Origin of the sequence: Jiangella sp. DSM 45060, from assembly GCF_900105175.1 — a bacterium.
Taxonomy (GTDB): Bacteria; Actinomycetota; Actinomycetes; order Jiangellales; family Jiangellaceae; genus Jiangella.
Genome location: NZ_LT629771.1, coordinates 7,455,686 through 7,478,193, shown reverse-complemented (window position 1 = coordinate 7,478,193; position 22,508 = coordinate 7,455,686). Strand labels below are relative to the sequence as shown.

The window sequence follows — 22,508 nt, the reverse complement described above, 5'->3', positions numbered from 1 at the left end:
GGGCGGGGACCGCACTCAGCGCGAACCGCCGCCAGCACTTCAGCGCACGCCGTCGTTCGGGTGGCCCACGCGCCACCACCCGTCGCCGCCCCTCGCCTCGCGCCTCCGGCCGCCCTGGCGCTGGTCGAACGGGTGGCGTCCCGTGGAGTGGTGGAGTTCGTGGCCCGCTTGAGCGTCGTCGTGTCGACGGTGGTGTTGGGCGGCCATCGTGCGACGGTCAGTGAGACCTAGCGATGGAACTCACGGAAGGACACGACGCACGATGGCCTTGGACCATGCTGCCCTACTTGAGGTGCTCGAGGTGATGCGGGCCGCTGATGTGGATGATCGGGTCCGTACCGCGGCGCAGGGGATGTATCAGGCGTTGATCGATGCCGAGGCGACGGCGGTGATCGGTGCTGGCCCGTGGGAGCGCAGCGCGGAGCGGACCGCGCAGCGCAACGGCTCGCGACCCAGGGTCCTGACCACGACCGCGGGGGATCTGGAGTTGCGGATCCCGAAGCTGCGCACGGGGTCGTTCTTCCCGTCGCTGTTGGAGCGGCGCCGGCGGGTGGACCAGGCCCTGTTCGCGGTGATCATGGAGGCGTATCTGCATGGGGTGTCGACCCGCAAGGTCGATGACCTGGTCAAGGCGCTGGGCGCGGACAGCGGGATCTCCAAGTCGGAGGTGTCGCGGATCTGCGCCGATCTCGACGAAGAAGTGGGTGCGTTCCGGGACCGGTCGCTGGGCGAGACGACCTATCCGTACGTGTTCCTCGACGCGACCTACTGCAAGGCCCGGGTGAACCGCCGCGTGGTGTCCCAGGCGGTGGTCATCGCTACCGGCGTCACCGCCGACGGGCGGCGCGAGGTGCTCGGGTTCGACGTCGGCGACAGCGAGGACGGCGCGTTCTGGACCGCGTTCCTGCGCTCGTTGAAGGCCCGCGGGCTGGGCGGTGTCCAGCTGGTCATCTCCGACGCCCACACCGGCCTCAAGCACGCCATCGCCTCGGTGCTGATCGGCGCGGCCTGGCAGCGCTGCCGGGTGCACTTCCTACGCAACGTGCTCGCCCAGGTCCCCAAGGGCAACGCCGAGATGGTGGCCGCGGCGATCCGCACGATCTTCGCCCAGCCCGACGCCGAGCACGTGCACGAGCAGTTCGACGTCATCGCCACCATGCTCGGCCGGCAACTACCCAAGGTCGAACAGATGCTGCGCGACGCCAAGGACGATCTCCTCGCGTTCACCACGTTCCCGATCAGCCACTGGAAGAAGATCTGGTCCACCAACCCGCTGGAACGGCTGAACAAGGAGGTCAAACGCCGCACCGACGTCGTCGGAGTGTTCCCCAACCCCGCCGCCCTGCTCCGCCTGGCCGGATCGGTCCTCGTGGAGGCCCACGACGAATGGCAAGTCACCGCCGAACGCCGCTACCTCTCCGAAACCTCCATGGCCCTGCTCAACGCGCCGGCAACCAACAAGGAGGTGGCCAAACCCGAACTCATGACGGCATGATCAGCACACTGACCCCGCACAGTGGTCGAAGAACTCCACCACCCAGCGGGACGTCACCGTCGAACGGCGACTGTCAGTGCCCGCCCGTAGGGTGGGAAGCCCTCCCAGCCGGGCGGGGACCGCACTCCGCGCGAACAACCGCCACCACGTCAGCCCACCCCGGCGCCAGGCGCGTCAGCGGGCGAACGCCGCCATCGCGTCGGCGCACCGGCCGAGGTCGGCGGCGAAGTCCGGGCGGGGCGGCTCGGTGCACCCGGGCAGCACGGTCGCGCCCGGAACCAGTCCTGCCAGCGCGTCCACCGTCCGCCGCTGGTGGAACGGGTTCTCCGGCTCGGCCGGCAGCAACCCGAGCGGCGCCGTCAGCCCGGCGAGCGCGGCGTCGGTCACGCCGCGCAGCGTGTCGCCGGCCAGCAGCCCCGCGACGACCTCCGGCGCGGCGCCCGACGCCGTGAGGGCGGCCGCCGTCCGGGCGTCGACGGCGGGATCGCCCGCCGTCGCGGGCCAGGCGAGCAGCAGCCGGGCGACCGCGTCCGGACGGGCCAGCGCCAGCCGCACCGCCGCTGAGCAGCCGTTCGACCCGGCGACGACGGTGCATGGGCCCGTCGGCAGCGCCCGGGCCAGGTGCTCCGCCTCGTCCGCCCAGGACGCCGCGTGCACCGGCCGGTCCGGCGCGAGGACGTCGAACCCGCGGTCCTCCAGCGCATCGACGACGCCGGGGCGCCGCCAGAACGCGTCGGCGTCCATGCCCGCTTCCCAGAGCCCGCCGTGGACCAGCAGCAGCGTCGTCATCCGCCGCATTCTGCCGCAGACGGACTCGTGGGCCCGGCCGCCCTCTCACGAAGGGACCGGACCCACGAGGTCATTCTCATTCTCCAGTCACGGCGACGGGTGGAGCCGCCGTGCCAGGTCTCACAGCGAGCGCGCGGCCTCCGCGGCGGCGCCGCCGGTGATGCCGCCCTGCGGCACCTCGACGCTCAGCTCGGGGAAGCTCAGCAGGCCGACCTCGGCGCTGGCCACCTCGACGTCGCCGACGACCGGCACCGGGACGCTGACCGTCACGCGCACCGACAGGCCGCCGCCCGACGCGGACGCGACCGTGCCGTCCTCGGCGAGGACGGTGTCGGAGTCGCGGTAGTCGGCGAAGTTCAGGTTCACCGACAGGCCGCCCAGGTCGAACGTCTCGTCGAAGCCCGGCTCGACGTGGACGACGTCGTTGTCGCCGACGTGCAGCTCGAGGGCCGGCAGCTCGTAGTCGAACGCCGCGCCGCCCGGCTCGCCGGTCGCCTCCAGCCGGCCCCACGCGTTCGGCGTCTCGCCGTCGTCGGAGCCCGCGAAGCCGAGCGAGATGCCGCCGTTGGCCGCACCACCCAGCACGCTCAGGTCGGCGAACCGGCCGCTGACCTCGGCGTACGCACCCAGGGAACCGTCCTCCTTCGGGAAGGTGCCGGTCTCCTGCAGCAGCTGGCCGGCGCCGACCGTGACGACCGGGCTGCCGGCCGGCAGCTCGATCGGCAGCAGCTCCGTCACCGCGCCCAGGTCCGCGACGTCGATCAGGTCGACCTCGCCGACGCCGGAGTACAGCGACGTCAGCACGCCGCCCTCGCCGCCCTCGGTGACGAGGTCGTCGTTCCAGTTGGCCTTGACCTCGCCGGAGATCGCGTCGAGGTTGCCGAGGATCGGGACCTCGAGCTCGTGCAGGCCGTACGTCGCCGACTCGGCCTCCTCCGGCAGCGCGACCTGCTCGACCAGGTACGGGACGTCGAACTCGGCGCCCGCGCCGCCGATGCTGGCGATGGTGCCGAACGCCCGGGAGAAGACGCCCTCGTCCTCGCCCTCGACGCCGGCCGAGTTGGCCTCGGACTCGATCTGCCCGACGGTCACGTGCGCGTCGAGCTCCGGCACCTGCACCGGGATCGGCGCCTGCGCGCCGGTCCGCACCTGAGCGGTGGCGTAGTAGCCGTCCGCCGCGATCCTGAACTCGCCGGAGCGCTGGTCCGGCCCGGAGGCCTGGCCGGACTCGGCGGCCTGTGCCTGCAGTCCGGCGGCCGAGCAGGCCAGCGCAGCGCCGGCCACACCCGCTGCCACCTTGACCGCACCACGACGCACACGCCGCCGGTCAGTCGCTTCCAGAGTCATGCTTGCTCCTTCTCCACTTACCCAATTCCGGCCTCGATGAGAACAGAGTCCGGATTTATCCGTGCGCAATGAGATGATCACGCGCGAGAGACGCTAACTACGAGAGTGATCATGAGTCAACGACCAATGACGGAACGTCATCGGATGATTTTTCGAATGTCCTTTTCGACCCTTTACGACCGGCCGGCCGGAGGCGTTTAGACTCGGCGCTGATGCACGCCGCCGTCCTCTCCTGGTACTCCGCGCACGCCCGCGACCTTCCGTGGCGCGCGCCGGACCGGACGCCGTGGGGCGTGCTCGTGAGCGAGATCATGCTCCAGCAGACGCCGGTCGTCCGGGTCGAGCCGGTGTGGCAGGCCTGGATGCGACGGTGGCCCCGGCCGGCCGACCTCGCCGCCGAGGAGCCGGGCGAGGCGATCCGCGCCTGGGGGCGGCTCGGGTATCCGCGGCGGGCGCTGCGGTTGCACGCGGCCTCCGCCGCGATCGTCGACCGGCACGGTGGCGCGGTGCCGTCCAGCTACGACGAGCTCATCGCCCTGCCCGGCATCGGCGACTACACGGCCGCCGCCGTCGCATCGTTCGCGTTCGGCGCCCGGCACGCCGTCCTCGACACCAACGTCCGGCGCGTGTTCGCCCGCGCCGTCGCCGGGACCCAGTACCCGCCGGCCGCGCCCACGGCGGCCGAGCGGCGCATGGCGCTGGACCTCGTCCCGGACGCCGAGACCGCGCCGCGCTGGGCCGTCGCCGTCATGGAGCTCGGGGCGCTGGTCTGCACGGCGCGCTCGCCGCGATGCTCCTCGTGCCCCCTGGCCGCCTCCTGCGCATGGCGCCTCGCCGGCTCTCCTCCGGACGACGGCCCCCCGCGCCGCGGCCAGGCATGGCACGGCACCGACCGCCAGGTCCGCGGCCGGCTGATGGCGATCCTGCGCGACTCGGACGGCCCGGTGCCCAAGCGCCTGCTGGACGCGGCGTGGGCCGAGCCGGTGCAGCGCGAACGCGCCCTCGACGCCCTGGTCTCCGACGGCCTCGTCGAGCCCTTGGCGGGCAACCGCTACCGCCTCCCCGCCTCCAGCCCGACGGACTGAGCGGGCGCGAGGGAAGGGACGCGGAGCCGGCGCCACGAGCGCGCCATGAGAAGGCGGCGGCGGGTGCGGAGCCGGTGTCAGGAGCGCGCGCGTCATGCTTCACCGCCGCGAAGCGGAGCCGGCGCAGCACCCGCCGCACGACGAACGGGACGACGTCGGGGCGTGACCACTCTTGACCGGCGGTAATCATTTCGCTACGTTCCGCCACAAGCCGGCTCGCTGAAAACGGCAACCGCCCATCCCACTCGGGAGGCCCGCATGCCCCGGATGCACCGTCGCAGCCTGTTACGTGTCGCCGCGGCCACGACCGCCGCCGCGCTGATCGCCGCCCCGACGCTGGCCGCGCCGGCGGCCGCGGACGACGAGGGAGAGGAGTGGGTGGCCGCCCAGTTGGACGGCATGACGCTGGAGGAGAAGGTCGGCCAGCTGTTCGTGGTGCAGGTGTACGGGGCCGACGCGCACACCGTCACCGACGCGCAGCGGACCAGTAACCAGGCCGCCTACGGCGTCGACACCCCCGCTGACGTGGTGGAGAAGTACCACCTCGGCGGCGTCATCTACTTCGCCTGGTCAGGCAACGTCGCCAACCCGCGGCAGGTCGCGCAGCTCTCCAACGGCCTCCAGCAGACGGCGACGGAGGACGGCGGGCCGCCACTGATCATCAGCACCGACCAGGAGACCGGCATCGTCGCCCGCATGCCGGCCCCGGCGACGCAGTTCCCCGGCGCCCAGGCGCTCGCCGCCGCCGGAAGCACGAACGCCGCCCGCGAGGCCGCGAAGATCACCGCGAGGGAACTGCGCGCCGTCGGCATCAACCAGAACTTCGCGCCGGTCGCCGACGTCAACGTGAACGCGGAGAACCCGGTCATCGGCGTCCGCAGCTTCAGTTCGGACCCGGCGATGGCGTCCGAGTACGTCGCCGCACAGGTGGCCGGCTACCAGAACGGCCAGGGCGTCGCGGCCGCCGCGAAGCACTTCCCGGGCCACGGCGACACCAGCACGGACAGCCACTACGGCGTCCCGGAGATCGACCACACACGCGCGGAGTGGGAGGCCATCGACGCGCCGCCGTTCGAGGCGGCGGTCGAGGCCGGGATCGACGTGATCATGACGGCACACATCGTCGTCGACAGCCTGGACCCGACCGGCGTCCCGGCGACGCTGTCCGAGCCGATCATCACCGGGCTGCTGCGCGGCGAGCTCGGCTACGACGGCGTCGTCATCACGGACGCGCTGAACATGGAGGGCGTGCGCCAGGGCTTCGGCCCGGACCGCGTCCCGGTGCTCGCGCTGCGGGCCGGCGTCGACCAGCTGCTGGTGCCGAAGGACGGCGACATGGACGTCATGTACCAGGCGGTGCTGACGGCGGTCCGCGACGGCGAGCTCAGCGAGGACCGGCTGGACGAGAGCGTCGAGCGGATCCTGGAGCTGAAGTGGAAGCGCGGCATCACCGGCGACGAGCAGGTCGACCTCGACCGCGTCGACCGGACCGTCGGCGTCCGCGCGCACCAGGCCGCCGCCCAGCGCATCACCGACCCGACGGTCACCGCGCTGCGCAACACCGGCGCCGACGGCGCGGCCCTCCTGCCCGTGGCACCCACCAGCAGCGTCAACGTCGTCACGACGAACACGGCGGCCGGCAACGACCTCGCGGCCGCCCTGACGGCGCAAGGCGCGACGGCGACGACCCAGGCGGTCGGCACCCGGCCCAGCGACGCCGCGATCGCCGCCGCCGTCCAGGCCGCGCCCGCCCACGACCTCACCGTCGTCGTCACGTCGAACGCCTGGGACACGATGACGACGGACCCGCAGGGCCGGCAGCGCCGCCTGGTCGCCGAGCTGGCCGCCACCGGGCACCCGGTCGTCGCGGTCGCCGTCCGCAACACCTACGACGTCGCCTACCTGCCCGAGTCCGCCGGGTTCCTCGCCGCCTACTCGTCGACGACGGTGTCGATGCGCAGCGTCGCGAAGGTCCTGACCGGCGCCATCTCCCCCGCGGGACGACTGCCCGTCGTCGTCCCGGCGGCCGACGGCAGCGTGCTCTACCCGATCGGCCACGGCCTCACCTGGTGACCCCCGCCCGCACACACCGAGGAGCCCCCATGGACCGCCGTACGTTCATCGCATCGGCCGGTGCCGCAGGCGCCGCCGTCGTCGCCGCCCCGTCAGTCGCCTTCGCCGCCGGCAACGACCCGGCGAGGGCGGTGCTGACGGGCGCGCAGCGGCTGGCCGACGACGGCTGGACGGCGTTGTCCGGCCACCGCGTCGGCGTCATCTCGAACCCGACCGGGATCCTGCCCGACGCCTCGCACATCGTCGACAGCATGGTCGCCTCCGGCGCCGTGAACATCGTCGGCGTGTTCGGCCCCGAGCACGGCTTCCGCGGCTCGGCGCAGGCCGGCGAGGCGGAGGAGACGACGATCGACCCGCGCACCGGCGTGACGGTGTACGACGCGTACGGCGCGCAGGAGGCCGGCTTCATGCGGATGTTCGCCGAGGCCGGCGTCGAGGTCGTCGTCTTCGACATCCAGGACGTCGGTGCCCGGTTCTACACCTACATCTGGACCATGTGGTCGGCGATGCGCGCGGCCGCCCGCATGGGGCTGAAGTTCGTCGTGCTGGACCGGCCCAACCCCGTCGGCGGCTCGGCCCGCGGACCGATGCTGTTCCCCGGGTTCGAGTCGGGCATCGGGCAGCGCTACATCGTCCAGCAGCACGGCATGACGGTCGGCGAGCTGGCCCGGTTCTTCAACACCGAGTTCCTGCCCGACGACGCCGGCGCCTCCGTCGAGGATCTCGAGGTCGTGACGATGCGCCGCTGGCGGCCGGATTCCCGCTACGCGGACACCGGTCTGCCGTGGGTGCTGCCCAGCCCGAACATGCCGACCCCCGAGACCGCGCAGGTCTACGTGGGCACCTGCGTGTTCGAGGGGACGACGGCGTCGGAGGGCCGCGGCACGACGCGGCCGTTCGAGCTGATCGGCGCGCCCTACGGCACCTACCACTGGGCCGACGACCTCAACGCGGCCGGGCTGCCCGGCGTCGACTTCCGCGAGGCGTACTTCGTGCCGTGGATCAGCAAGAACGTCGGCGTGGTGAACGGCGGCGTCCAGCTGCACGTCACCGACCCGGCCGCGTTCGACCCGGTCCGCACCGGCGTCGCGATGCTGGTCGCGGCGAAGGGCCGGTATCCGGACGCGTTCGCATGGCGCGGCGGCGGCACCAGCGACGGCTTCATCCACAAGCTGCACGGGTCGGAACGGCTGCGGGTGATGGTCGACGCGGGGGCGTCGGCGGACGATATCGTCGCCTCGTGGCAGGACGAGCTGGCCGAGTTCGACCGGCGCCGCCAGCCCTACCTGCTCTACCGGGGCCGGCGATGACGGCGCGCCGCGTCGTCCTGGTGACGGCGCTCGCGACAGCCCTGCTGGGCGCGGGCATCCCCGCGGGCGCGGGCAGCGACGACGCCCGGTTCGACCGTCCGCACGACGGCTTCATGTCGCCGCGCACCACGCTGCGCGCGGCGGCGCCGTCCGACGTCGGCCTCGACGAGGACCGCGTCGACGCGCTGGTCGAGGCCGCCGCGTCGTACACGCAGACGCCGCCCGGCACGGCCCACCCGCTGTACTCAGGCATGACGGTGCTGGCCGCGCACGACGGCCGCGTCGTGGCCGAGGACGCCGCCGGCTGGGCGCTGCGGTTCACCGACAACGCCGGCGGCGAGCTGCCGCAGGACGAGTGGGTCGCGGCCGGCGAGGACACCATCTACGACCTCGCCTCGGTGTCGAAGCTGTTCACGACGATCGTCGTGCTGCAGCAGGTGGAGGCCGGCCGGGTGGACCTCGACGCGCCGGTCGCCCGGTACCTGCCCGCGTTCGCCGCCAACGGCAAGGAGGCCATCACCGTCCGGCAGTTGTTGACGCACACCAGCGGGCTGGTCGCGTGGCTGCCGCTGTGGCGGGACTGGCCGACGCCGGAGGCGCGCATCGCCGCCGTCCTGAACACCACCCCGGCGAACCCGCCCGGCACGACGTACCTCTACTCCGACCTCAACATGATCACCGCCGGGCTGATCGCCGAGGCCGTCACCGGTGAGCCGCTGGACGAGCTGGTCGCCGGCGGCATCACCGAGCCGCTCGGCATGACCGACACCGGCTACAACCCGCCCGCGTCCGAACTGCACCGCATCGCCGCGACGGAGTTCCAGGCGGCGCCGCCGCGCGGCATGGTCCGCGGCGAGGTGCACGACGAGAACGCGTGGTCATTGAACGGCGTCGCGGGGCACGCCGGCGTGTTCGGCACGGCGCAGGATCTCGCCCGGCTGGCGCAGGCCATCCTCAACGGGGGTGCTTACGGCGGCGAGCGGATCCTGCGCCCGGACACCGTCGAGGCGATGCTCACCGACGAGAACGCCGCTTTCCCCGGCGACGCGCACGGCCTCGGCTTCGAGCTGGACCAGCGCTGGTACATGGACGCGCTGGCGTCGCCGTCGTCGGCCGGGCACACCGGCTTCACCGGAACGAGCATGGTCGTCGATCCGCAGTCGCGCTCGTTCGTGATCCTGCTGACCAACCGCGTGCACCCCTCGCGCAACTGGGGCAGCATCAACCCGGCCCGGCGGGCGGTCGCGCACGAACTGGCCTACGCGCTGGCCGTCGAGCCGCGGGCCGGCGACGACGCCTGGCGGGCACACGAGGGCGACGCGACGACGTCGACGCTCAGCCTGCCGGTCGACGTGTCCGGCAGCTCGACGCTGCTGTTCGACCTGTTCGTCGACACCGAGTCGACCGACACCCTCACACTGGAGCGCTCAACCGACGACGGCGCCACCTGGACGCCGGTGCCGTTCTCGGCTCGGGCCGGAGGCGACACGATCGACGCCGCCGACGGCGTCGTCAGCGGCTACCAGGGCCGGCAGTGGTGGACGGTGCGGGCCGGGCTGCCCGGCGACGGCGCCACGATCCTGCGCTGGCGCTACGTCACCGACGCGCTCTACCAGGGCCGCGGCGTCTACGTCGACGACGTCAAGGTGCGCACCCGTGGCAAGCCGGTGTTCGACGGCGAGCGGCACCCGGACCGGTTCGTGGCCGACGGCTGGGTCAGATCAGGTCGATGAGGTCGGCCACCGAGTTGACCACGTGGTTCGGCTGGAACGGGAACCGGCCGATGTCGGCGCGGGCGGTGGAGCCGGTCAGCACCAGGTAGGTGCGCAGGCCGGCTTCCATGCCCGCGACGACGTCGGTGTCCATGCGGTCGCCGACCATGGCCGTCATCTCGGAGTGCGCCTCGATGGCGTTCATCGCGCTGCGGAACATCATCGGGTTCGGCTTGCCCACGTAGTACGGGTCGCGCCCGGTGGCCCGGGTGATCATGGCGGCGACGGCGCCGGTGGCCGGCAGCGGCCCGTCCTGCGACGGACCGGTGGAGTCGGGGTTGGTGGCGATGAACCGGGCGCCCTCGCCGATCAGCCGGATCGCCTTGGTGATCGCCTCGAACGAGTACGTGCGGGTCTCGCCCAGCACGACATAGTCGGGCTTGGTGTCGGTGAGCACGTAGCCGATCTCGTGCAGCGCCGTCGTCAGCCCGGCCTCGCCGATGACGTAGGCCGTGCCACCGGGGTGCTGGTCGTCGAGGAACTGCGCCGTCGCCAGCGCCGACGTCCAGATGGACTGCTCGGGGAGGTCGAGGCCGCTGCGCACCAGCCGGGCGGCGAGGTCGCGCGGCGTGTAGATGGAGTTGTTGGTGAGCACCAGGAAGCGGCGCTCGCGGTCGACGAGGCGGCGCAGGAAGTCCGCCGCCCCCGGAATGGCGCGGTCCTCGTGCACGAGGACGCCGTCCATGTCGGTCAGCCAGCACTCGATCTCGCGGTCGCTCACGCGCACCACTCTAGGACGTGGCGCGTTCGTTCCCTCACTGTCAGATGGATCGGGTAGGGTCGCCGGGGTTTGACCAATCACGCACCCCCTTGCATAGGAGTTCCACGATGTCCCGATCCACCCGGTCCGCTTCGCTGCTCGGCGCCGCGGCCGCTCTCGTCCTCGGCCTCACCGCGTGTAGCAGCGACGACGGCGGGGAGTACTGCGACCTGCTGAGCGCCGCCGAGGACGACTCGTCGCTGGCCGACGCCGACCCCACCGACCCGGAGGCGATGGAGGAGTTCTCCAACCGCATCCAGGAGATCGTCGACGCCGCTCCCGACGACATCAAGGGCGACTGGGAGACGTTCGCCTCCTCGCTCGAGGCCGCCTCCGACCCCGAGTCGGTCGACGAGGACGCCATGACCGAGACCATGACGGCGCTCGAGAACATCACCCAGAACGTCCAGGACGAGTGCGACATCGACATGAGCTGAGCACTCCCCCAGCAACGCGAAACGGCCCCGGAGCGGATGCTCCGGGGCCGTTGTCGTGTGACGCCGTTACGACGTCTTCTCGCGCTTCGTCGCCGCGGCCGTGCCGCTGGCGGCGCCGGCGCCGACCGGCGTCGCGACGTCGGCCAGCTCGGACTTCGGGCTGCCGGCGAACGTGAACGCCGCCTCGGCGCCCTCGCCCTCGACGTCGACCAGAACCAGCTCGCCGGCCTTGAGCTCGCCGAACAGGATCTTCTCGGACAGGGTGTCCTCGATCTCGCGCTGGATGGTCCGGCGCAGCGGCCGGGCGCCCAGCACGGGGTCGAAGCCGTGCTTGGCCAGCAGCTCCTTCGCCGGCTGCGTGAGCTCGAGCCCCATGTCCTTGTCGCGCAACCGCTCGTCGAGCTCGGCGATGCGGAGGTCGACGATGCGCAGCACCTCGTCGCGGGTCAGCTGGTGGAACACGACGATGTCGTCGACACGGTTGAGGAACTCGGGCCGGAAGTGCTGCTTGAGGTCGTCGGTGACCTTGGCCTTCATGCGCTCGTAGCTGCCGGTGGTGTCGTCGCCGGCCGAGAAGCCGAGGTTGACGCCCTTGGCGATGTCGCGGGTCCCCAGGTTCGTCGTCATGATGATGACGGTGTTCTTGAAGTCCACGACGCGGCCCTGCGCGTCGGTGAGCCGGCCGTCCTCGAGCACCTGCAACAGCGAGTTGAAGATGTCGGGGTGGGCCTTCTCGACCTCGTCGAAGAGCACGACGGAGAACGGACGCCGGCGCACCTTCTCGGTCAGCTGGCCGCCCTCTTCGTACCCGACGTAGCCGGGCGGCGAGCCGAACAGCCGCGAGACGGTGTGCTTCTCGGAGAACTCGCTCATGTCGAGCTGGATGAGCGCGGACTCGTCGCCGAACAGGAACTCGGCCAGCGTCTTGGACAGCTCGGTCTTACCGACACCGGACGGGCCGGCGAAGATGAACGAGCCACCGGGACGCTTGGGGTCCTTCAGGCCGGCGCGGGTACGGCGGATCGACTTGGACAGCGCCGAGATGGCGTCCTCCTGGCCGATGATCCGCTTGTGCAGCTCGTCCTCCATGTGCAGCAGCCGCGAGGTCTCCTCCTCGGTGAGCTTGAACACCGGGATGCCGGTGGAGAACGCCAGCACCTCCGCGATCAGCTCGTCGTCGACCTCGGCCACGACGTCGAGGTCGCCGGCCTTCCACTGCTTCTCGCGCTCGATCTTCTGCGCGATGAGCTGCTTCTCCTTGTCGCGCAGCGACGCCGCCTTCTCGAAGTCCTGCGAGTCGATGGCCGACTCCTTCTCGCGACGGACGTCGGCGATGCGCTCGTCGAACTCGCGCAGGTCCGGCGGAGCCGTCATGCGACGGATACGCAGCCGCGCCCCGGCCTCGTCGATGAGGTCGATGGCCTTGTCGGGCAGGTACCGGTCGGAGATGTAGCGGTCGGCCAGCTGCGCCGCCGCGACCAGCGCGCCGTCGGTGATGGACACCCGGTGGTGCGCCTCGTAGCGGTCGCGCAGACCCTTGAGGATCTCGATGGTGTGGGCGAGGGTCGGCTCCTGCACCTGGATGGGCTGGAACCGGCGCTCGAGAGCGGCGTCCTTCTCGACGTACTTGCGGTACTCGTCGAGCGTGGTGGCGCCGATGGTCTGCAGCTCACCCCGGGCCAGCATGGGCTTCAGGATGGACGCGGCGTCGATGGCGCCCTCGGCGGCGCCCGCCCCGACGAGGGTGTGGATCTCGTCGATGAACAGGATGATGTCGCCGCGGGTGCGGATCTCCTTCAGGACCTTCTTCAGCCGCTCCTCGAAGTCACCGCGGTAGCGGGAGCCCGCCACCAGGGCACCGAGGTCGAGCGTGTAGACGTGCCGGTCCTTCAGCGTCTCGGGCACCTCGCCCTTGACGATGGCCTGCGACAGACCCTCGACGACGGCGGTCTTGCCGACGCCGGGCTCGCCGATGAGGACGGGGTTGTTCTTGGTGCGGCGGGACAGCACCTGCATGACCCGCTCGATCTCTTTCTCGCGGCCGATGACCGGGTCGAGCTTGCCCTCGCGGGCGGCCTGGGTCAGGTTGCGGCCGAACTGGTCGAGAACGAGCGAGCTGGACGGCGCCTCGCCCTGCGGGCCGGCACCGGCGGTAGCTGCCTCCTTGCCGCCCTGGTAACCCGACAGCAGCTGGATGACCTGCTGGCGGACGCGGTTGAGGTCGGCGCCGAGCTTCACCAGCACCTGGGCGGCGACGCCCTCGCCCTCACGGATGAGGCCGAGCAGGATGTGCTCGGTGCCGATGTAGTTGTGGCCGAGCTGCAGCGCCTCGCGCAGGCTCAGTTCCAGCACCTTCTTGGCCCGCGGCGTGAACGGGATGTGCCCGCTCGGCGCCTGCTGGCCCTGGCCGATGATCTCCTCGACCTGTTGGCGCACGGCCTCGAGCGAGATGCCGAGACTCTCGAGCGCCTTCGCCGCCACACCCTCGCCCTCGTGGATGAGGCCCAGGAGGATGTGCTCGGTGCCGATGTAGTTGTGGTTGAGCATCCGGGCCTCTTCTTGGGCCAGGACGACAACACGCCTCGCGCGGTCGGTAAACCTCTCGAACATCAGTGGCGCTCCTTGCCGAGCGGTCGGCTGTGGAGACGGGGGACTCCACATCTGACCATTCGATGCTATATCCGCCGGCCGCCGCTCTCTCCGCGGTGGTCCCGGAACGAGACGGCGGCGACGGATCCTTCGTACTTACTGTGCCTGCAAGAACACCACGCCGGGTACCCGATGTTCCACTCGATGAGCCTGTTGACCCCGGAGTTCGCTGCGGGCGAAGTTCCGTAGAGTAGCCCGATGCGCCGCGCCGCCGTCACTCTCGCGGCGTTCGTGGCTCTGTGCGCGGGCTGCGCGGCCGGCGACGAGCCGGCGCTGACGCCCGTCACCCCGTCCCCCGCCGCCGCGACCTCCTGGGACGACCTGAGCGGCCGGCTGGAGGCCCTCGACGCCGACGTCGGCATGGTGGCGGCCCGCGTCGACGAGTCGGGGCGCTGTGAGCCGGTGGCGGAACTCGACCCTGCCACGCCTCGGCCGATGGCCTCGATCTTCAAGCTGTATGTGCTGGGCGCCGTCGCGGCCGCCGTCGACGCCGGCTCACTGTCCTGGGCCGACCAGCTCACCGTCAACGGCGGGCTGCGCAGCCTGCCGTCAGGCGAGCTGCAGGATCTGCCCGACGGCACCGCGGTCTCCGTGGAACGGGCGGCCGCGGCGATGATCGCGGTCAGCGACAACACCGGCGCCGAGCTGCTGATGGACCGCGTGGGCCGGTCCGCCGTCGAGGACGCGATGACGGCGATGGGACACGCGCGGCCGCGGCTGAACCGTCCGTTCCTCACCACGCGCGAGTTCTTCACCATCGGCTGGGGGCCGCTGGACCTGCGTGACGACTGGGCCGAGGCCGGGGCGGCGGCGCGGACGCGGATGCTGGCGGCGCTGCCCGGCGGCCCGCTGCGGGTCTCCGGGCCGGACGTCACCGGCCCGGTCTGGAACTCCGGCGTCGACTGGTTCGGCTCCGCCCTGGACGTGTGCGCGGCCCACGCGGCGCTGCACGCGTCGCCGGACCCCGTCCTGCGCGAGGTGCTGGGGCAGAACCGCGGGGTGACGATCGACGAGGGCCACTGGCCCTACGTCAGCTACAAGGGCGGCAGCGCACCCGGCGTACTGACGGCGTCGTGGTACGGCGAGCGCGCCGACGGGCAGCGGTACGTGTTCGTCATGCAGGCCGCGGCGACGTCCGCGAGCGCGCTGGCCGACCCCGACGCGTTCTTCGCGCTGGGCGCGGACGCGTTCGCGCTACTGGCCGGTCACCAGGGGCCGTAGGGGCCGTCGTGGGTGTTGCCGCCGCGCCGGCCGCCGCCGTACTGCCGCACCGCCGGCCGGACGTCGACCAGGTACACGGCCGCGCCGACCACGCCGAGCAGGTTCACGAAGAACAGCGGCGACGGGAACAGCGCGATCTCGATGAGGGTGGCGACGCCCAGGATGGACAGCCAGATGGTCTTGCTCCATTTGCCGGCGGCGGGGAACGCCTGCTGCGGCACGCGGAGCGCGTCGACGAACGCGTACCCCTTCAGCCCCAGCGCGCCGACACCCAGCAGCACCAGGATCCAGGACTGGAAGTCACCGAAAGCGTTGGGGCCCATGGCGCAACTCTACGTGATCTAGCGGTGTGCGCCGAGGTCAGCGCTTGGTCTTCAGGTCGTCGGCCGCCTTCTCGGTGATCTCGGCCACCTCGTCGGCGGCGTCGGCCACCCGGTCGCGCACGTTCGCGACGGCGTGCTCGACGGCCGGCCCGTACTCGGCGCGCAGCTTCGTGACGACGCCCTCGCCGCGGGTGGCGAACTGCTCGTAGGCCTTGCCGGCCTCGCGACCGGCGTCGGCCAGCAGCTCGCGCACCTTCTGCGGCAGGTCGGCGGCCTTCGCCTGCGCCGACAGCAGGAGGTCGGGCAGGCCCTCGCGGAACGCCTTCACGTCGGCCGGCAGCTCGGCGAACCGCGTGCGGAACTCGTCGCGCAGCTTCTCGTCGTTGACGGCCTCGGCGACCTTCGCCGGCAGCTCTCGCAGCGCCTGGACGGCGGCCTCGGCGGCTCCGGCGGCGGCGTAGAGCGGCTTGCGGTCGGTGTTCTCGGTGGTGGCAGGCATGGGTCTCATCCTTCTTTCTCTGTGCTCGTGCGGGCGGCGTTGGCCGCGCGGAACGACGCGTAGACGTCGAGCAGCGCCCGCTTCTGCTGCTCGTCGAGGCCCGGGTCGGCCAGGACGGCGTCCTCGACGCTGTGGTCGCCGCTGGGTTCGTCCAGCAGCCCGGCCCGGACGTAGAGCGCCTCGGAGGAGATGCGCAGCGCCTTCGCGATCTGCTGCAACACCTCGGCCGACGGTTTGCGCAGGCCGCGCTCGATCTGGCTGAGGTACGGGTTGCTGACGCCGGCGAGGTCGGACAGCTGCCGGAGCGACAGCTGCGCGGTGCGCCGCTGGTCGCGGAGGAACTCGCCGATGCCGACCTTCGTCATGCTTCGACTGTAGCTAACTTTTGCAAGCATCTGCAAACGGTGGCTAGCGCGGAGGTGAACGGGCCTGGGCTGGAGGGGCCGGCCGGGCAACGGGACGGCGGGCCGGCGGGACGGCTGGCCGGCGGGACGGCTGGCCGGCGGGCCGGCGGGACGGCGGGCCGGCGGGACGGCTGGCCGGCGGGACGGCTGGCCGGCGGGCCGGCGGGACGGCTGGCCGGCGGGACGGCGGGACGGCTGGCCGGCGGGACGGCGGGACGGCGAGTCGGCTGTGCGGCGAGTGGCGGGTCGGCAGCGAGGCAGCGGGCGGCGGCCACCTGAGCGGTTCAGCCGGAGCACGGTCCCCGCCCGGCTGGGAGGGCACCCACCCTACGGGCGGGCACCGACAACGTTCGCGCGGCGACCGGCAGGTCCGCGGCGACCGAACGGCTGGCCGGTAGAGCAGCCTCAGTCGGCGGCGGGCACGACCGGAAGCCCGTCTTCCAGCTCCGCCAGCGTGAGCAGCACCAGCGACGACGTCCAGGCGAGGGGCGCGACGGAGGCGGGCGTCGCCTCGGAGTCGACCTTCTCGGGCAGGGAGCCGAGCGGCGTGCGGTAGTCGTCGAGGAAGGTGAGCAGGCGGTCGGCGTCGTCGCGATCGCCGTTGCCGGCCAGGGCGAGCGCCAGCAGCGCCGTCTCGGGCGTCCACGCGACGTCGACGTCCTTGCGCCAGGCCTCGCCGGGGCGGTGGCCGCCGTTGGGGACGCGCAGCGCCACCTCGGTGTCGCGCACGGCCGCGCTGACGTCGGGCGTCGACGGCGCGAAGGGCGGGGCGAGGAACGTCACGGCGGCGTCGGCGCCACCGTCGGGCAGGGTCCGCGGGTACCCGTGCGGCCCGAACTCGCGCGCGATCGCCTCGTCGAGACGCCGGGCCGCGTTGCTCCAGACGAACGGGTCGTCGACGCCGAGCTGCGGGGCCAGCGCGAGCGCCGAGCGCAGCCCGAGCGACAGCGGCGCCGCCACCCCGAGCGTCAGCTCCGACTCCTCCTTCTCCCAGTAGTCCGACGACGGCTCGGGCAGGCCGTCGTCCTCGAGGGAGCCGACGATGGCGTTCGCCGACGCGATGACGGCCGGGCGCATCTCTTCGAGCACCTCGGACGCGACCACGGGCTCGACCGTCCGCGACACCAGCCACACCGCCCACAGCACCCAGCCGGCGCTGTCGAGCTGCTTGGGCCGGTCGTCGGGCGGGCCGGAGCCGTCGGCGAGGTAGCGCGCCTCCCACTCGCCGTCGGCCGGGGCCACCCGGGCGAGGAAGCCGAGCACGTCGGCCGCTTCGTCGTCGTGTCCGGTGACGGCGTAGGCGGCGGCCGCGAACGACGCGTCGCGTGGCCAGACGTGCCGCCAGGCGGTGACGGGGGCGGCGATCAGCGCGCCGGTCGGCGACGTCAGCGCGCGGAGGTCGAGCAGCGCCCGCTCGGACATCGCGTGGTACCGCGTGCCGTGGCCGGGGATGTCGCCGTCGGACAGCCAGCGGCGGTCGTCGTCGATCTGGGCGGAGACGGCGGGATCGGACCGGTTCGCGGAGCTGAGCACGCTGCTGCCCGGCACGAACGCCGCGTCGGATCCGGCCGGCACCGTGGCCACCGCGCCACCGGGCTCGACCATGACGCCGTCGGCCCGCAGCGGGAGGACCGTGCCGCGCGACGGGGCCATGCTGAGTGCGGCGATGACGAGGATCACCGCCGGCAGCCCGATGCGCCACCCGAGGCGGCGGGACGATCGCACCTCACCAGCGTACGTGGTCCAGACCATTGCGACGTTCTCCGCCCGGTCACGGTTCGGCCGCCGTCCGTTCTCCGGGAGTTGGTTCGAGGGTCCAGGATGGTGCCGTGACCCCACCCCCAGAGTCCCGGCTGGTCAGACGGCTCGGCACCGGCGACGCGGTCGCGGTCGGGCTGGCCGCGATGATCGGCACCGGCGTGTTCGTCGCCTGGCAGCCGGCGGCGGACGCGGCCGGCGCGTGGCTGCTGGCCGGGCTGGCGGTCGCGGCGTTCGTCGCCTTCTGCAACGCGACGTCGACCGCCCAGCTGGCCGCCGTCCATCCGGAGGCCGGCGGCGCCTACCACTACGGGCGGCTGCGGCTGGGCGACGCGTGGGGCGCGCTGGCGGGGTACGCGTTCGTGCTGGGCAAGTCGGCGTCGTGCGCGACGGCGGCGCTGGCGGTCGGCGCGTACCTGTGGCCGTCGCAGGACGTCTTGGTGGCGCTGGCCGCCGTCGTGGCCGTGACGGCGGTGAACCTGGCCGGGGTGACGCGGACGGCGCGGGTCGGCGCGGTGCTCGTGGCGGTGGTGGTCGCGGTGCTGGCGGCCGTCGTCGTGACGGGGCTGGGCGGCGCCGGGGTGGCGCCGGACTGGTCGTCCGGGCCTTCGGGCGGCGTCCTGGGGGTGCTCGGCTCGGCCGCCGTTCTGTTCTACGCGTTCGCCGGGTACGCGCGCATCACGACCCTGGGCGAGGAGGTCCGCGATCCGGCGGCGATCCCCCGCGCCGTCGTCGTCTCGCTGACGGCGACGCTCGTGCTCTACGCGGCGGTCGGGCTGACGGTGCTGCTGGTGCTCGGCGCGCACGGGACGGCGGAGTCGGCGCGGCCGCTGCGGGCGGTCGCGGCCGCCGCCGGGGCGTCCTGGCTCGAGCCGGTCGTGGCGGCGGGCGCGGCGGTGGCGGCGCTGGGCGCGCTGCTGTCGCTGCAGGCCGGAGTCGGACGGACGGCGTTCGCGATGGCGTCGGCCGGCGACCTCCCGGCCCGGCTCGCGGCCGTCCACGCCCGCCGTCGCGTCCCGCACGTCGCCGAGCTGGCCTCCGCCGTCGTGACGGTCCTGTTCGTGCTGGTCGGCGACCTCGCGACGACGCTCGCGGCGAGCGCGTTCGCCGTGCTGGTGTACTACGCGGTCGCCAACACGGCGGCGTGGCGGCTGGGCCCGGACGAGCGCCGGTGGCCGCGCTGGCTGTCCGCCGCCGGCCTGGCGTCGTGCGTGCTGCTCGCGGTGTCGCTGCCGTGGCGGACGGTCGTGGCGGGCGCCGCCGGGCTCGCCGTCGTCATGGCCGTCCGCGCGCTCCTGCGGCGACGTGCCCGGCCGTGACCGGCCGCGGCTGCCGCAACGTCAGGACGGCCGGGACGAGGAGCGCCCAGAACCCCGAGGCCGGCATGAGCGCGACGCCCCACACGGTCACCGCCAGCAGCCCCCAGCCCAGCCCGCGCGGCGGCGCGTCGCCCCGTCGCTCCATGGACCGCACGACGCCGCCGAGCAGGCCGACGCCGAGACCGGCCGTGACGTACCAGAAACCGACGCCGCGCTCGGCGATCAGGGCGGGGTCGGCCTCGACCGCCAGCACGACGCCGGCCTCCCACGTCGAGCGCAGTGAGTCGGGGTAGATCATCGGGGCGCTCAGGACGTGCAGGCCGGCGATGATCAGCAGGGACCAGCCGACGAGTGGACGGCGCGCGGTGTGCGTCATGATGCCATGATGGCACAATGTGCCACCTACGGCCAGATCGCGGCCAGCCGGTCGAGGATCAGCTCGACGGCCTCGGCGACGGTGCCGCCGCCCTCGGCCGCCCACCGCAGCATCGCCGCGTCCAGCGCACCCAGATAGGCGCCCGCGATCACCACGGCGGTCGCGTGGTCGAGCGGCGCCCCGCGGGCCGGGTCCTCCAGCACCGTCACGACGCGCGCCGTCCAGGCCGGGTTCGCGAGGAACGCCGCCTGCAGGGCGGGGACGGCGTCGCTGATGCGCCAGGCGGTGCGGATGCGCGCGCCCTCGTCGTCCAGCCGCGCCCCGATGGCACGCGCGGCCTGCTCGACCACCTCGCGCGGCGGGAGGTCGGCCGGGACGCCCGCGACCACCTCGTCCCACATCGCCATCCACTCGACCGGGAGGTCGAGCAGGATCCGGTCCTTCGTCGGGAAGTGCCGATACAGCGTCCGCCGCGACACCCCGGCGGCGGCCGCGATCTGCTCCATCGTCACCGCGTCGTAGCCGCGCTCGTCGAACAGCCGCAGCCCCGCCTCGACGATCTCACCGCGGGTCGTGCGGCGCCGGCGGGCGCGGAGGTCGCTCACCGCTCCGGCCAGTCCACGGCGGGGCGGAGGGTGCCGACGGGGTGACCGCCGCCCAGGACGGGGGTGTCGGAGAGGGCGTCGAGCACCGGCGCCTCGACCCCCAGCCGGCGAAGTGCTGCGACCAGGACCGGCATGCGCGCCCGCGCTCCCCCGTCGTCGATCTTGACAGCGACCGCGCGGCCGTCGTCGAGGGCGGCGGCGAGGACGGCTTCGGCGCCGGCCTTGGCGAACAGACCGGGCACGCCGCGGATCAGCCGTGCCTCGTCGCGCGTCGTGCCGCTGGTGTGCTCAGGGTGCGCCTGGATGGCGTCGACCACCCGCCGCTCCGGCGTCCCGGGCGGCGCCAGCGCGAGCGACCGGAACAGCCGCGCCAGCCCGGTCAGCGGCAACGCGAACAGCGGCGCGCCGCAGCCGTCGACGCCGGTGTGCGCGACCGGCGCACCCGCCAGCGAGCCGACGGTGTCGTGGATCGCCGCCTGCAGCGGATGCGCCGGGTCCAGATAGTCCTCGACCGGCCAGGAGTTGACGACGCAGGTCAGCAGCATCGCGGCATGCTTGCCGGAGCAGTCGGCCGCCAGTGACGACGGCTCACCGCCCTTGCGGACGTAGTCGACCATCGTGTCGTGGTCGATCGGGAAGCCCGGCGTGTTGCGCAGCGCCGACTCGTCCAGGTCGCCGAGCGCGAGGATGCGCCGCACGCCGTCGAGGTGGATCGGCTCGCCGGAGTGGCTGGCCGCCGCGAGCGCCAGCAGCTCCGGCGCGTCGTCCAGCGGCAGCCCCAGCCGCAGCATCGCCGCGGCCTGCGCCGGCTTGTTCGACGACCGCGGGTACATCGGCTCGTCGGCGCGGCCGGCGGTGAACGCCACCGATCCGTCTGCGGCCAGCGCGGCCACCGAGCCATGGTGCCGTGACTCGACCAGCCCCGACCGGACCACCTCAGCCACCAGGACGGCGTCGCCCGCGTGCATGTCGCTCCTCGGATCGTCGGCGCAAACAGGTGCGACGATCCTGTCACGAGCGCGCTCAGATGGTGAAACCGCCGTCCACCAGCACCGACGTCCCGGTGATGTAGCGGCCGTCGTCGCCGGCGAGGTGCGCGACGGTGGCGGCGATCTCGTCCGTGCCGGCGTACCGGCCGAGCGCGGTGTGCGACCGGATGGTGTCGGAGTACGGCCCGTCGGCCGGGTTGAGGTCGGTGTCCGTCGGCCCGGGATGTACCAGCGTCGCCCGGATGCCCCGTCCGCCGAGGTCGCGCGCGAGCCCCTTCGTCAGCCCGACCAGCGCGGTCTTGCTCATCGAGTACAGCCCGTAGCCGGGGAAGACCGTCCGCTCGGCGACCAGGCTTCCGATGGTGACGATGCTGCCGCCGCCGGTCATGTGCCGCGCGGCCGCCGTCGCCGCGACGAACGGGGCACGGACGTTGACGGCGACGGTGCGGTCGAACTCCTCGACGGTGAGCTCGTCGATCGGGCCGACGGGGTAGAGGGCGGCGTTGTTGACCAGGACGTCCAGCCGGCCGAACCGGTCCGCGACGATGTCGACGGCGGCGGACAGCGCGGCGGCGTCGGCGCTGTCGACGGGCAGCGCGAGCGCGCGCCGTCCGGTCCGCTCGACCTCGGCGACCAGCTCGTCGGCGGCCGCGGCCGCGGTGACGTACGTGAAGCCGACGTCGGCGCCGTCGCGGGCCAGCCGGCGGACCACCGCCGCGCCGATGCCGCGGCTGCCGCCGATCACCATGGCCGCACGGCCGTCCAGAGGAGGTTTCGTGTTCATGCCTCGATCCTGCGTGCGGCCGGTGGGCGGTGCTGGCGGCAAACGGCCGCCGCGTTCGTGCGACGATGCGCTGCATGCGAGCGGTCGTGCAGCGGGTGACGTCGGCGTCGGTCTCGGTGGACGGCGAGATCGTCGGCGCGATCGAACCGGACGGGCAGGGGCTGCTGGTGCTGGTCGGGGTGACCCACGACGACAGCGCCGACGACGCCGCCAAGCTGGCCCGCAAGGTCTGGGGCCTGCGCATCCTCGCCGACGAGCGGTCCGCGTCCGACGTCGGCGCGCCGGTCCTCGTCGTCAGCCAGTTCACGCTCTACGCCGACACCGCGAAGGGCCGCCGCCCGTCGTGGGGCGCGGCGGCGCCGGGGCCGGTGTCCGAGCCGCTCGTCGCCGAGTTCGTCACCGCGCTGCGCGGGCTCGGCGCGGCCGTCGAGACCGGCGTGTTCGGCGCGGACATGCGGGTCAGCCTGGTCAACGACGGCCCGGTGACACTCCTCCTCGAGACCTGAAGGGCAG

General features: G+C 73.0%; 22 protein-coding genes. 10 read left to right on the top strand and 12 right to left on the bottom strand.

Going from position 1 to position 22,508, the window contains the following annotated elements; genetic code table 11:
- Window positions 1-262: 262 nt before the first annotated feature.
- Window positions 263-1,495, top strand: a complete 1,233-nt coding sequence (locus BLU82_RS33830; protein ID WP_092619626.1) for an IS256 family transposase — start codon at window positions 263-265, stop codon at window positions 1,493-1,495.
- 174 nt (window positions 1,496-1,669) lie between these two features.
- Here BLU82_RS33830 and BLU82_RS33825 read toward each other — a convergent pair whose 3' ends face one another.
- Together BLU82_RS33825 and BLU82_RS33820 are read right to left on the bottom strand one after the other, a co-directional pair.
- On the bottom strand, window positions 1,670-2,284 hold the full coding sequence (locus BLU82_RS33825; protein ID WP_092625214.1) for an alpha/beta fold hydrolase: 615 nt from the start codon (window positions 2,282-2,284) through the stop codon (window positions 1,670-1,672).
- Window positions 2,285-2,404: 120 nt separating this feature from the next.
- Window positions 2,405-3,631 carry a hypothetical protein gene (locus tag BLU82_RS33820; protein WP_157740439.1) on the bottom strand — a complete coding sequence of 409 codons (1,227 nt, stop codon included), beginning with the start codon at window positions 3,629-3,631 and terminating at the stop codon, window positions 2,405-2,407.
- A 212-nt stretch (window positions 3,632-3,843) separates the two neighbouring features.
- Here BLU82_RS33820 and BLU82_RS33815 point away from each other — a divergent pair, with 212 nt between their 5' ends.
- The 4 genes from BLU82_RS33815 to BLU82_RS33800 all read left to right on the top strand — a co-directional run bounded on the left by BLU82_RS33815 (window position 3,844) and on the right by BLU82_RS33800 (window position 9,832).
- Entirely contained in the window at window positions 3,844-4,716 is an 873-nt protein-coding gene (locus tag BLU82_RS33815) for an A/G-specific adenine glycosylase (RefSeq protein ID WP_092625212.1), read from the top strand.
- A 267-nt stretch (window positions 4,717-4,983) separates the two neighbouring features.
- Window positions 4,984-6,789, top strand: a complete 1,806-nt coding sequence (locus BLU82_RS33810) for a glycoside hydrolase family 3 protein (RefSeq protein WP_197682643.1) — start codon at window positions 4,984-4,986, stop codon at window positions 6,787-6,789.
- Between the two features lie 29 nt (window positions 6,790-6,818).
- Window positions 6,819-8,099, top strand: a complete 1,281-nt coding sequence (locus BLU82_RS33805) for an exo-beta-N-acetylmuramidase NamZ domain-containing protein (protein ID WP_092625209.1) — start codon at window positions 6,819-6,821, stop codon at window positions 8,097-8,099.
- Complete coding sequence (locus BLU82_RS33800; protein WP_092625207.1) at window positions 8,096-9,832, top strand: serine hydrolase domain-containing protein; 1,737 nt, start codon at window positions 8,096-8,098, stop codon at window positions 9,830-9,832. The genes BLU82_RS33805 and BLU82_RS33800 overlap by 4 nt, the downstream gene beginning before the upstream one ends.
- Here BLU82_RS33800 and BLU82_RS33795 read toward each other — a convergent pair.
- Window positions 9,816-10,556, bottom strand: a complete 741-nt coding sequence (locus BLU82_RS33795) for an HAD-IIA family hydrolase (RefSeq protein ID WP_092626749.1) — start codon at window positions 10,554-10,556, stop codon at window positions 9,816-9,818. The genes BLU82_RS33800 and BLU82_RS33795 overlap by 17 nt on opposite strands.
- 143 nt (window positions 10,557-10,699) lie before the next feature.
- On the opposite strand from BLU82_RS33795, the gene BLU82_RS33790 reads away from it, so the two are divergent.
- Window positions 10,700-11,068 carry a hypothetical protein gene (locus tag BLU82_RS33790; RefSeq protein WP_092625205.1) on the top strand — a complete coding sequence of 123 codons (369 nt, stop codon included), beginning with the start codon at window positions 10,700-10,702 and terminating at the stop codon, window positions 11,066-11,068.
- 66 nt (window positions 11,069-11,134) lie between these two features.
- On the opposite strand, the gene BLU82_RS33785 is transcribed toward BLU82_RS33790, so the two are convergent.
- Complete coding sequence (locus BLU82_RS33785; RefSeq protein ID WP_092625203.1) at window positions 11,135-13,678, bottom strand: ATP-dependent Clp protease ATP-binding subunit; 2,544 nt, start codon at window positions 13,676-13,678, stop codon at window positions 11,135-11,137.
- Window positions 13,679-13,915: 237 nt separating this feature from the next.
- Between BLU82_RS33785 and BLU82_RS33780 the strand changes: the two genes are divergently transcribed.
- Window positions 13,916-14,938 (top strand): serine hydrolase, encoded by a 1,023-nt coding sequence (locus BLU82_RS33780; protein WP_092625201.1) that lies wholly within the window; start codon window positions 13,916-13,918, stop codon window positions 14,936-14,938.
- Here the strand turns inward: BLU82_RS33780 and BLU82_RS33775 are convergent.
- Genes BLU82_RS33775 through BLU82_RS33765 form a run of 3 tightly spaced genes read right to left on the bottom strand, consistent with a single transcriptional unit; the run spans window position 14,923 to window position 16,155 of the window.
- Entirely contained in the window at window positions 14,923-15,261 is a 339-nt protein-coding gene (locus tag BLU82_RS33775) for a DUF2516 family protein (RefSeq protein ID WP_092625199.1), read from the bottom strand. The two genes, BLU82_RS33780 and BLU82_RS33775, sit on opposite strands and share 16 nt — an antisense overlap.
- A gap of 37 nt (window positions 15,262-15,298) precedes the next feature.
- The gene (locus tag BLU82_RS33770) at window positions 15,299-15,760 is read right to left on the bottom strand and encodes a hypothetical protein (protein ID WP_092625197.1); all 462 of its coding nucleotides are present in this window, start codon (window positions 15,758-15,760) and stop codon (window positions 15,299-15,301) included.
- A gap of 5 nt (window positions 15,761-15,765) precedes the next feature.
- Entirely contained in the window at window positions 15,766-16,155 is a 390-nt protein-coding gene (locus BLU82_RS33765) for a helix-turn-helix transcriptional regulator (protein ID WP_197682642.1), read from the bottom strand.
- 9 nt (window positions 16,156-16,164) lie between these two features.
- Here BLU82_RS33765 and BLU82_RS34615 point away from each other — a divergent pair, with 9 nt between their 5' ends.
- A complete protein-coding gene (locus BLU82_RS34615; RefSeq protein WP_157741427.1) occupies window positions 16,165-16,443 on the top strand; it encodes a hypothetical protein in 279 nt (92 codons plus the stop codon).
- 126 nt (window positions 16,444-16,569) lie between these two features.
- On the opposite strand, the gene BLU82_RS33760 is transcribed toward BLU82_RS34615, so the two are convergent.
- The gene (locus BLU82_RS33760; protein WP_157741426.1) at window positions 16,570-17,889 is read right to left on the bottom strand and encodes a hypothetical protein; all 1,320 of its coding nucleotides are present in this window, start codon (window positions 17,887-17,889) and stop codon (window positions 16,570-16,572) included.
- A 104-nt stretch (window positions 17,890-17,993) separates the two neighbouring features.
- On the opposite strand from BLU82_RS33760, the gene BLU82_RS33755 reads away from it, so the two are divergent.
- Window positions 17,994-19,241 (top strand): APC family permease, encoded by a 1,248-nt coding sequence (locus BLU82_RS33755; protein WP_231947655.1) that lies wholly within the window; start codon window positions 17,994-17,996, stop codon window positions 19,239-19,241.
- Here BLU82_RS33755 and BLU82_RS33750 read toward each other — a convergent pair.
- From BLU82_RS33750 to BLU82_RS33735, 4 genes are read right to left on the bottom strand one after another with little or no spacing between them, the layout of a single operon-like run.
- Complete coding sequence (locus BLU82_RS33750; RefSeq protein WP_092625191.1) at window positions 19,198-19,617, bottom strand: DUF6463 family protein; 420 nt, start codon at window positions 19,615-19,617, stop codon at window positions 19,198-19,200. The two genes, BLU82_RS33755 and BLU82_RS33750, sit on opposite strands and share 44 nt — an antisense overlap.
- A 26-nt stretch (window positions 19,618-19,643) precedes the next feature.
- A complete protein-coding gene (locus BLU82_RS34900) occupies window positions 19,644-20,222 on the bottom strand; it encodes a TetR/AcrR family transcriptional regulator (RefSeq protein ID WP_092625189.1) in 579 nt (192 codons plus the stop codon).
- Entirely contained in the window at window positions 20,219-21,190 is a 972-nt protein-coding gene (locus tag BLU82_RS33740) for an asparaginase (protein WP_092625187.1), read from the bottom strand. Before BLU82_RS33740 ends, BLU82_RS34900 begins: the two co-directional genes overlap by 4 nt.
- Before the next feature lie 55 nt (window positions 21,191-21,245).
- Window positions 21,246-21,995 carry an SDR family NAD(P)-dependent oxidoreductase gene (locus BLU82_RS33735; protein ID WP_092625186.1) on the bottom strand — a complete coding sequence of 250 codons (750 nt, stop codon included), beginning with the start codon at window positions 21,993-21,995 and terminating at the stop codon, window positions 21,246-21,248.
- 74 nt (window positions 21,996-22,069) lie between these two features.
- Here BLU82_RS33735 and dtd point away from each other — a divergent pair, with 74 nt between their 5' ends.
- Window positions 22,070-22,501, top strand: a complete 432-nt coding sequence (gene dtd / locus BLU82_RS33730) for a D-aminoacyl-tRNA deacylase (RefSeq protein WP_092625184.1) — start codon at window positions 22,070-22,072, stop codon at window positions 22,499-22,501.
- Window positions 22,502-22,508: the final 7 nt, after the last annotated feature.

Excerpts from the sequence above, each read along its gene's own strand:
- BLU82_RS33830 (WP_092619626.1), top strand. The coding sequence starts at position 263 with ATGGCCTTGGACCATGCTGCCCTACTTGAGGTGCTCGAGGTGATGCGG.
- BLU82_RS33825 (WP_092625214.1), bottom strand. The coding sequence starts at position 2,284 with ATGACGACGCTGCTGCTGGTCCACGGCGGGCTCTGGGAAGCGGGCATG.
- BLU82_RS33820 (WP_157740439.1), bottom strand. The coding sequence starts at position 3,631 with ATGACTCTGGAAGCGACTGACCGGCGGCGTGTGCGTCGTGGTGCGGTC.
- BLU82_RS33815 (WP_092625212.1), top strand. The coding sequence starts at position 3,844 with ATGCACGCCGCCGTCCTCTCCTGGTACTCCGCGCACGCCCGCGACCTT.
- BLU82_RS33810 (WP_197682643.1), top strand. The coding sequence starts at position 4,984 with ATGCACCGTCGCAGCCTGTTACGTGTCGCCGCGGCCACGACCGCCGCC.
- BLU82_RS33805 (WP_092625209.1), top strand. The coding sequence starts at position 6,819 with ATGGACCGCCGTACGTTCATCGCATCGGCCGGTGCCGCAGGCGCCGCC.
- BLU82_RS33800 (WP_092625207.1), top strand. The coding sequence starts at position 8,096 with ATGACGGCGCGCCGCGTCGTCCTGGTGACGGCGCTCGCGACAGCCCTG.
- BLU82_RS33795 (WP_092626749.1), bottom strand. The coding sequence starts at position 10,556 with ATGGACGGCGTCCTCGTGCACGAGGACCGCGCCATTCCGGGGGCGGCG.
- BLU82_RS33790 (WP_092625205.1), top strand. The coding sequence starts at position 10,700 with ATGTCCCGATCCACCCGGTCCGCTTCGCTGCTCGGCGCCGCGGCCGCT.
- BLU82_RS33785 (WP_092625203.1), bottom strand. The coding sequence starts at position 13,678 with ATGTTCGAGAGGTTTACCGACCGCGCGAGGCGTGTTGTCGTCCTGGCC.
- BLU82_RS33780 (WP_092625201.1), top strand. The coding sequence starts at position 13,916 with ATGCGCCGCGCCGCCGTCACTCTCGCGGCGTTCGTGGCTCTGTGCGCG.
- BLU82_RS33775 (WP_092625199.1), bottom strand. The coding sequence starts at position 15,261 with ATGGGCCCCAACGCTTTCGGTGACTTCCAGTCCTGGATCCTGGTGCTG.
- BLU82_RS33770 (WP_092625197.1), bottom strand. The coding sequence starts at position 15,760 with ATGCCTGCCACCACCGAGAACACCGACCGCAAGCCGCTCTACGCCGCC.
- BLU82_RS33765 (WP_197682642.1), bottom strand. The coding sequence starts at position 16,155 with ATGCTTGCAAAAGTTAGCTACAGTCGAAGCATGACGAAGGTCGGCATC.
- BLU82_RS33750 (WP_092625191.1), bottom strand. The coding sequence starts at position 19,617 with ATGACGCACACCGCGCGCCGTCCACTCGTCGGCTGGTCCCTGCTGATC.
- BLU82_RS33740 (WP_092625187.1), bottom strand. The coding sequence starts at position 21,190 with ATGCACGCGGGCGACGCCGTCCTGGTGGCTGAGGTGGTCCGGTCGGGG.
- BLU82_RS33735 (WP_092625186.1), bottom strand. The coding sequence starts at position 21,995 with ATGAACACGAAACCTCCTCTGGACGGCCGTGCGGCCATGGTGATCGGC.
- dtd (WP_092625184.1), top strand. The coding sequence starts at position 22,070 with ATGCGAGCGGTCGTGCAGCGGGTGACGTCGGCGTCGGTCTCGGTGGAC.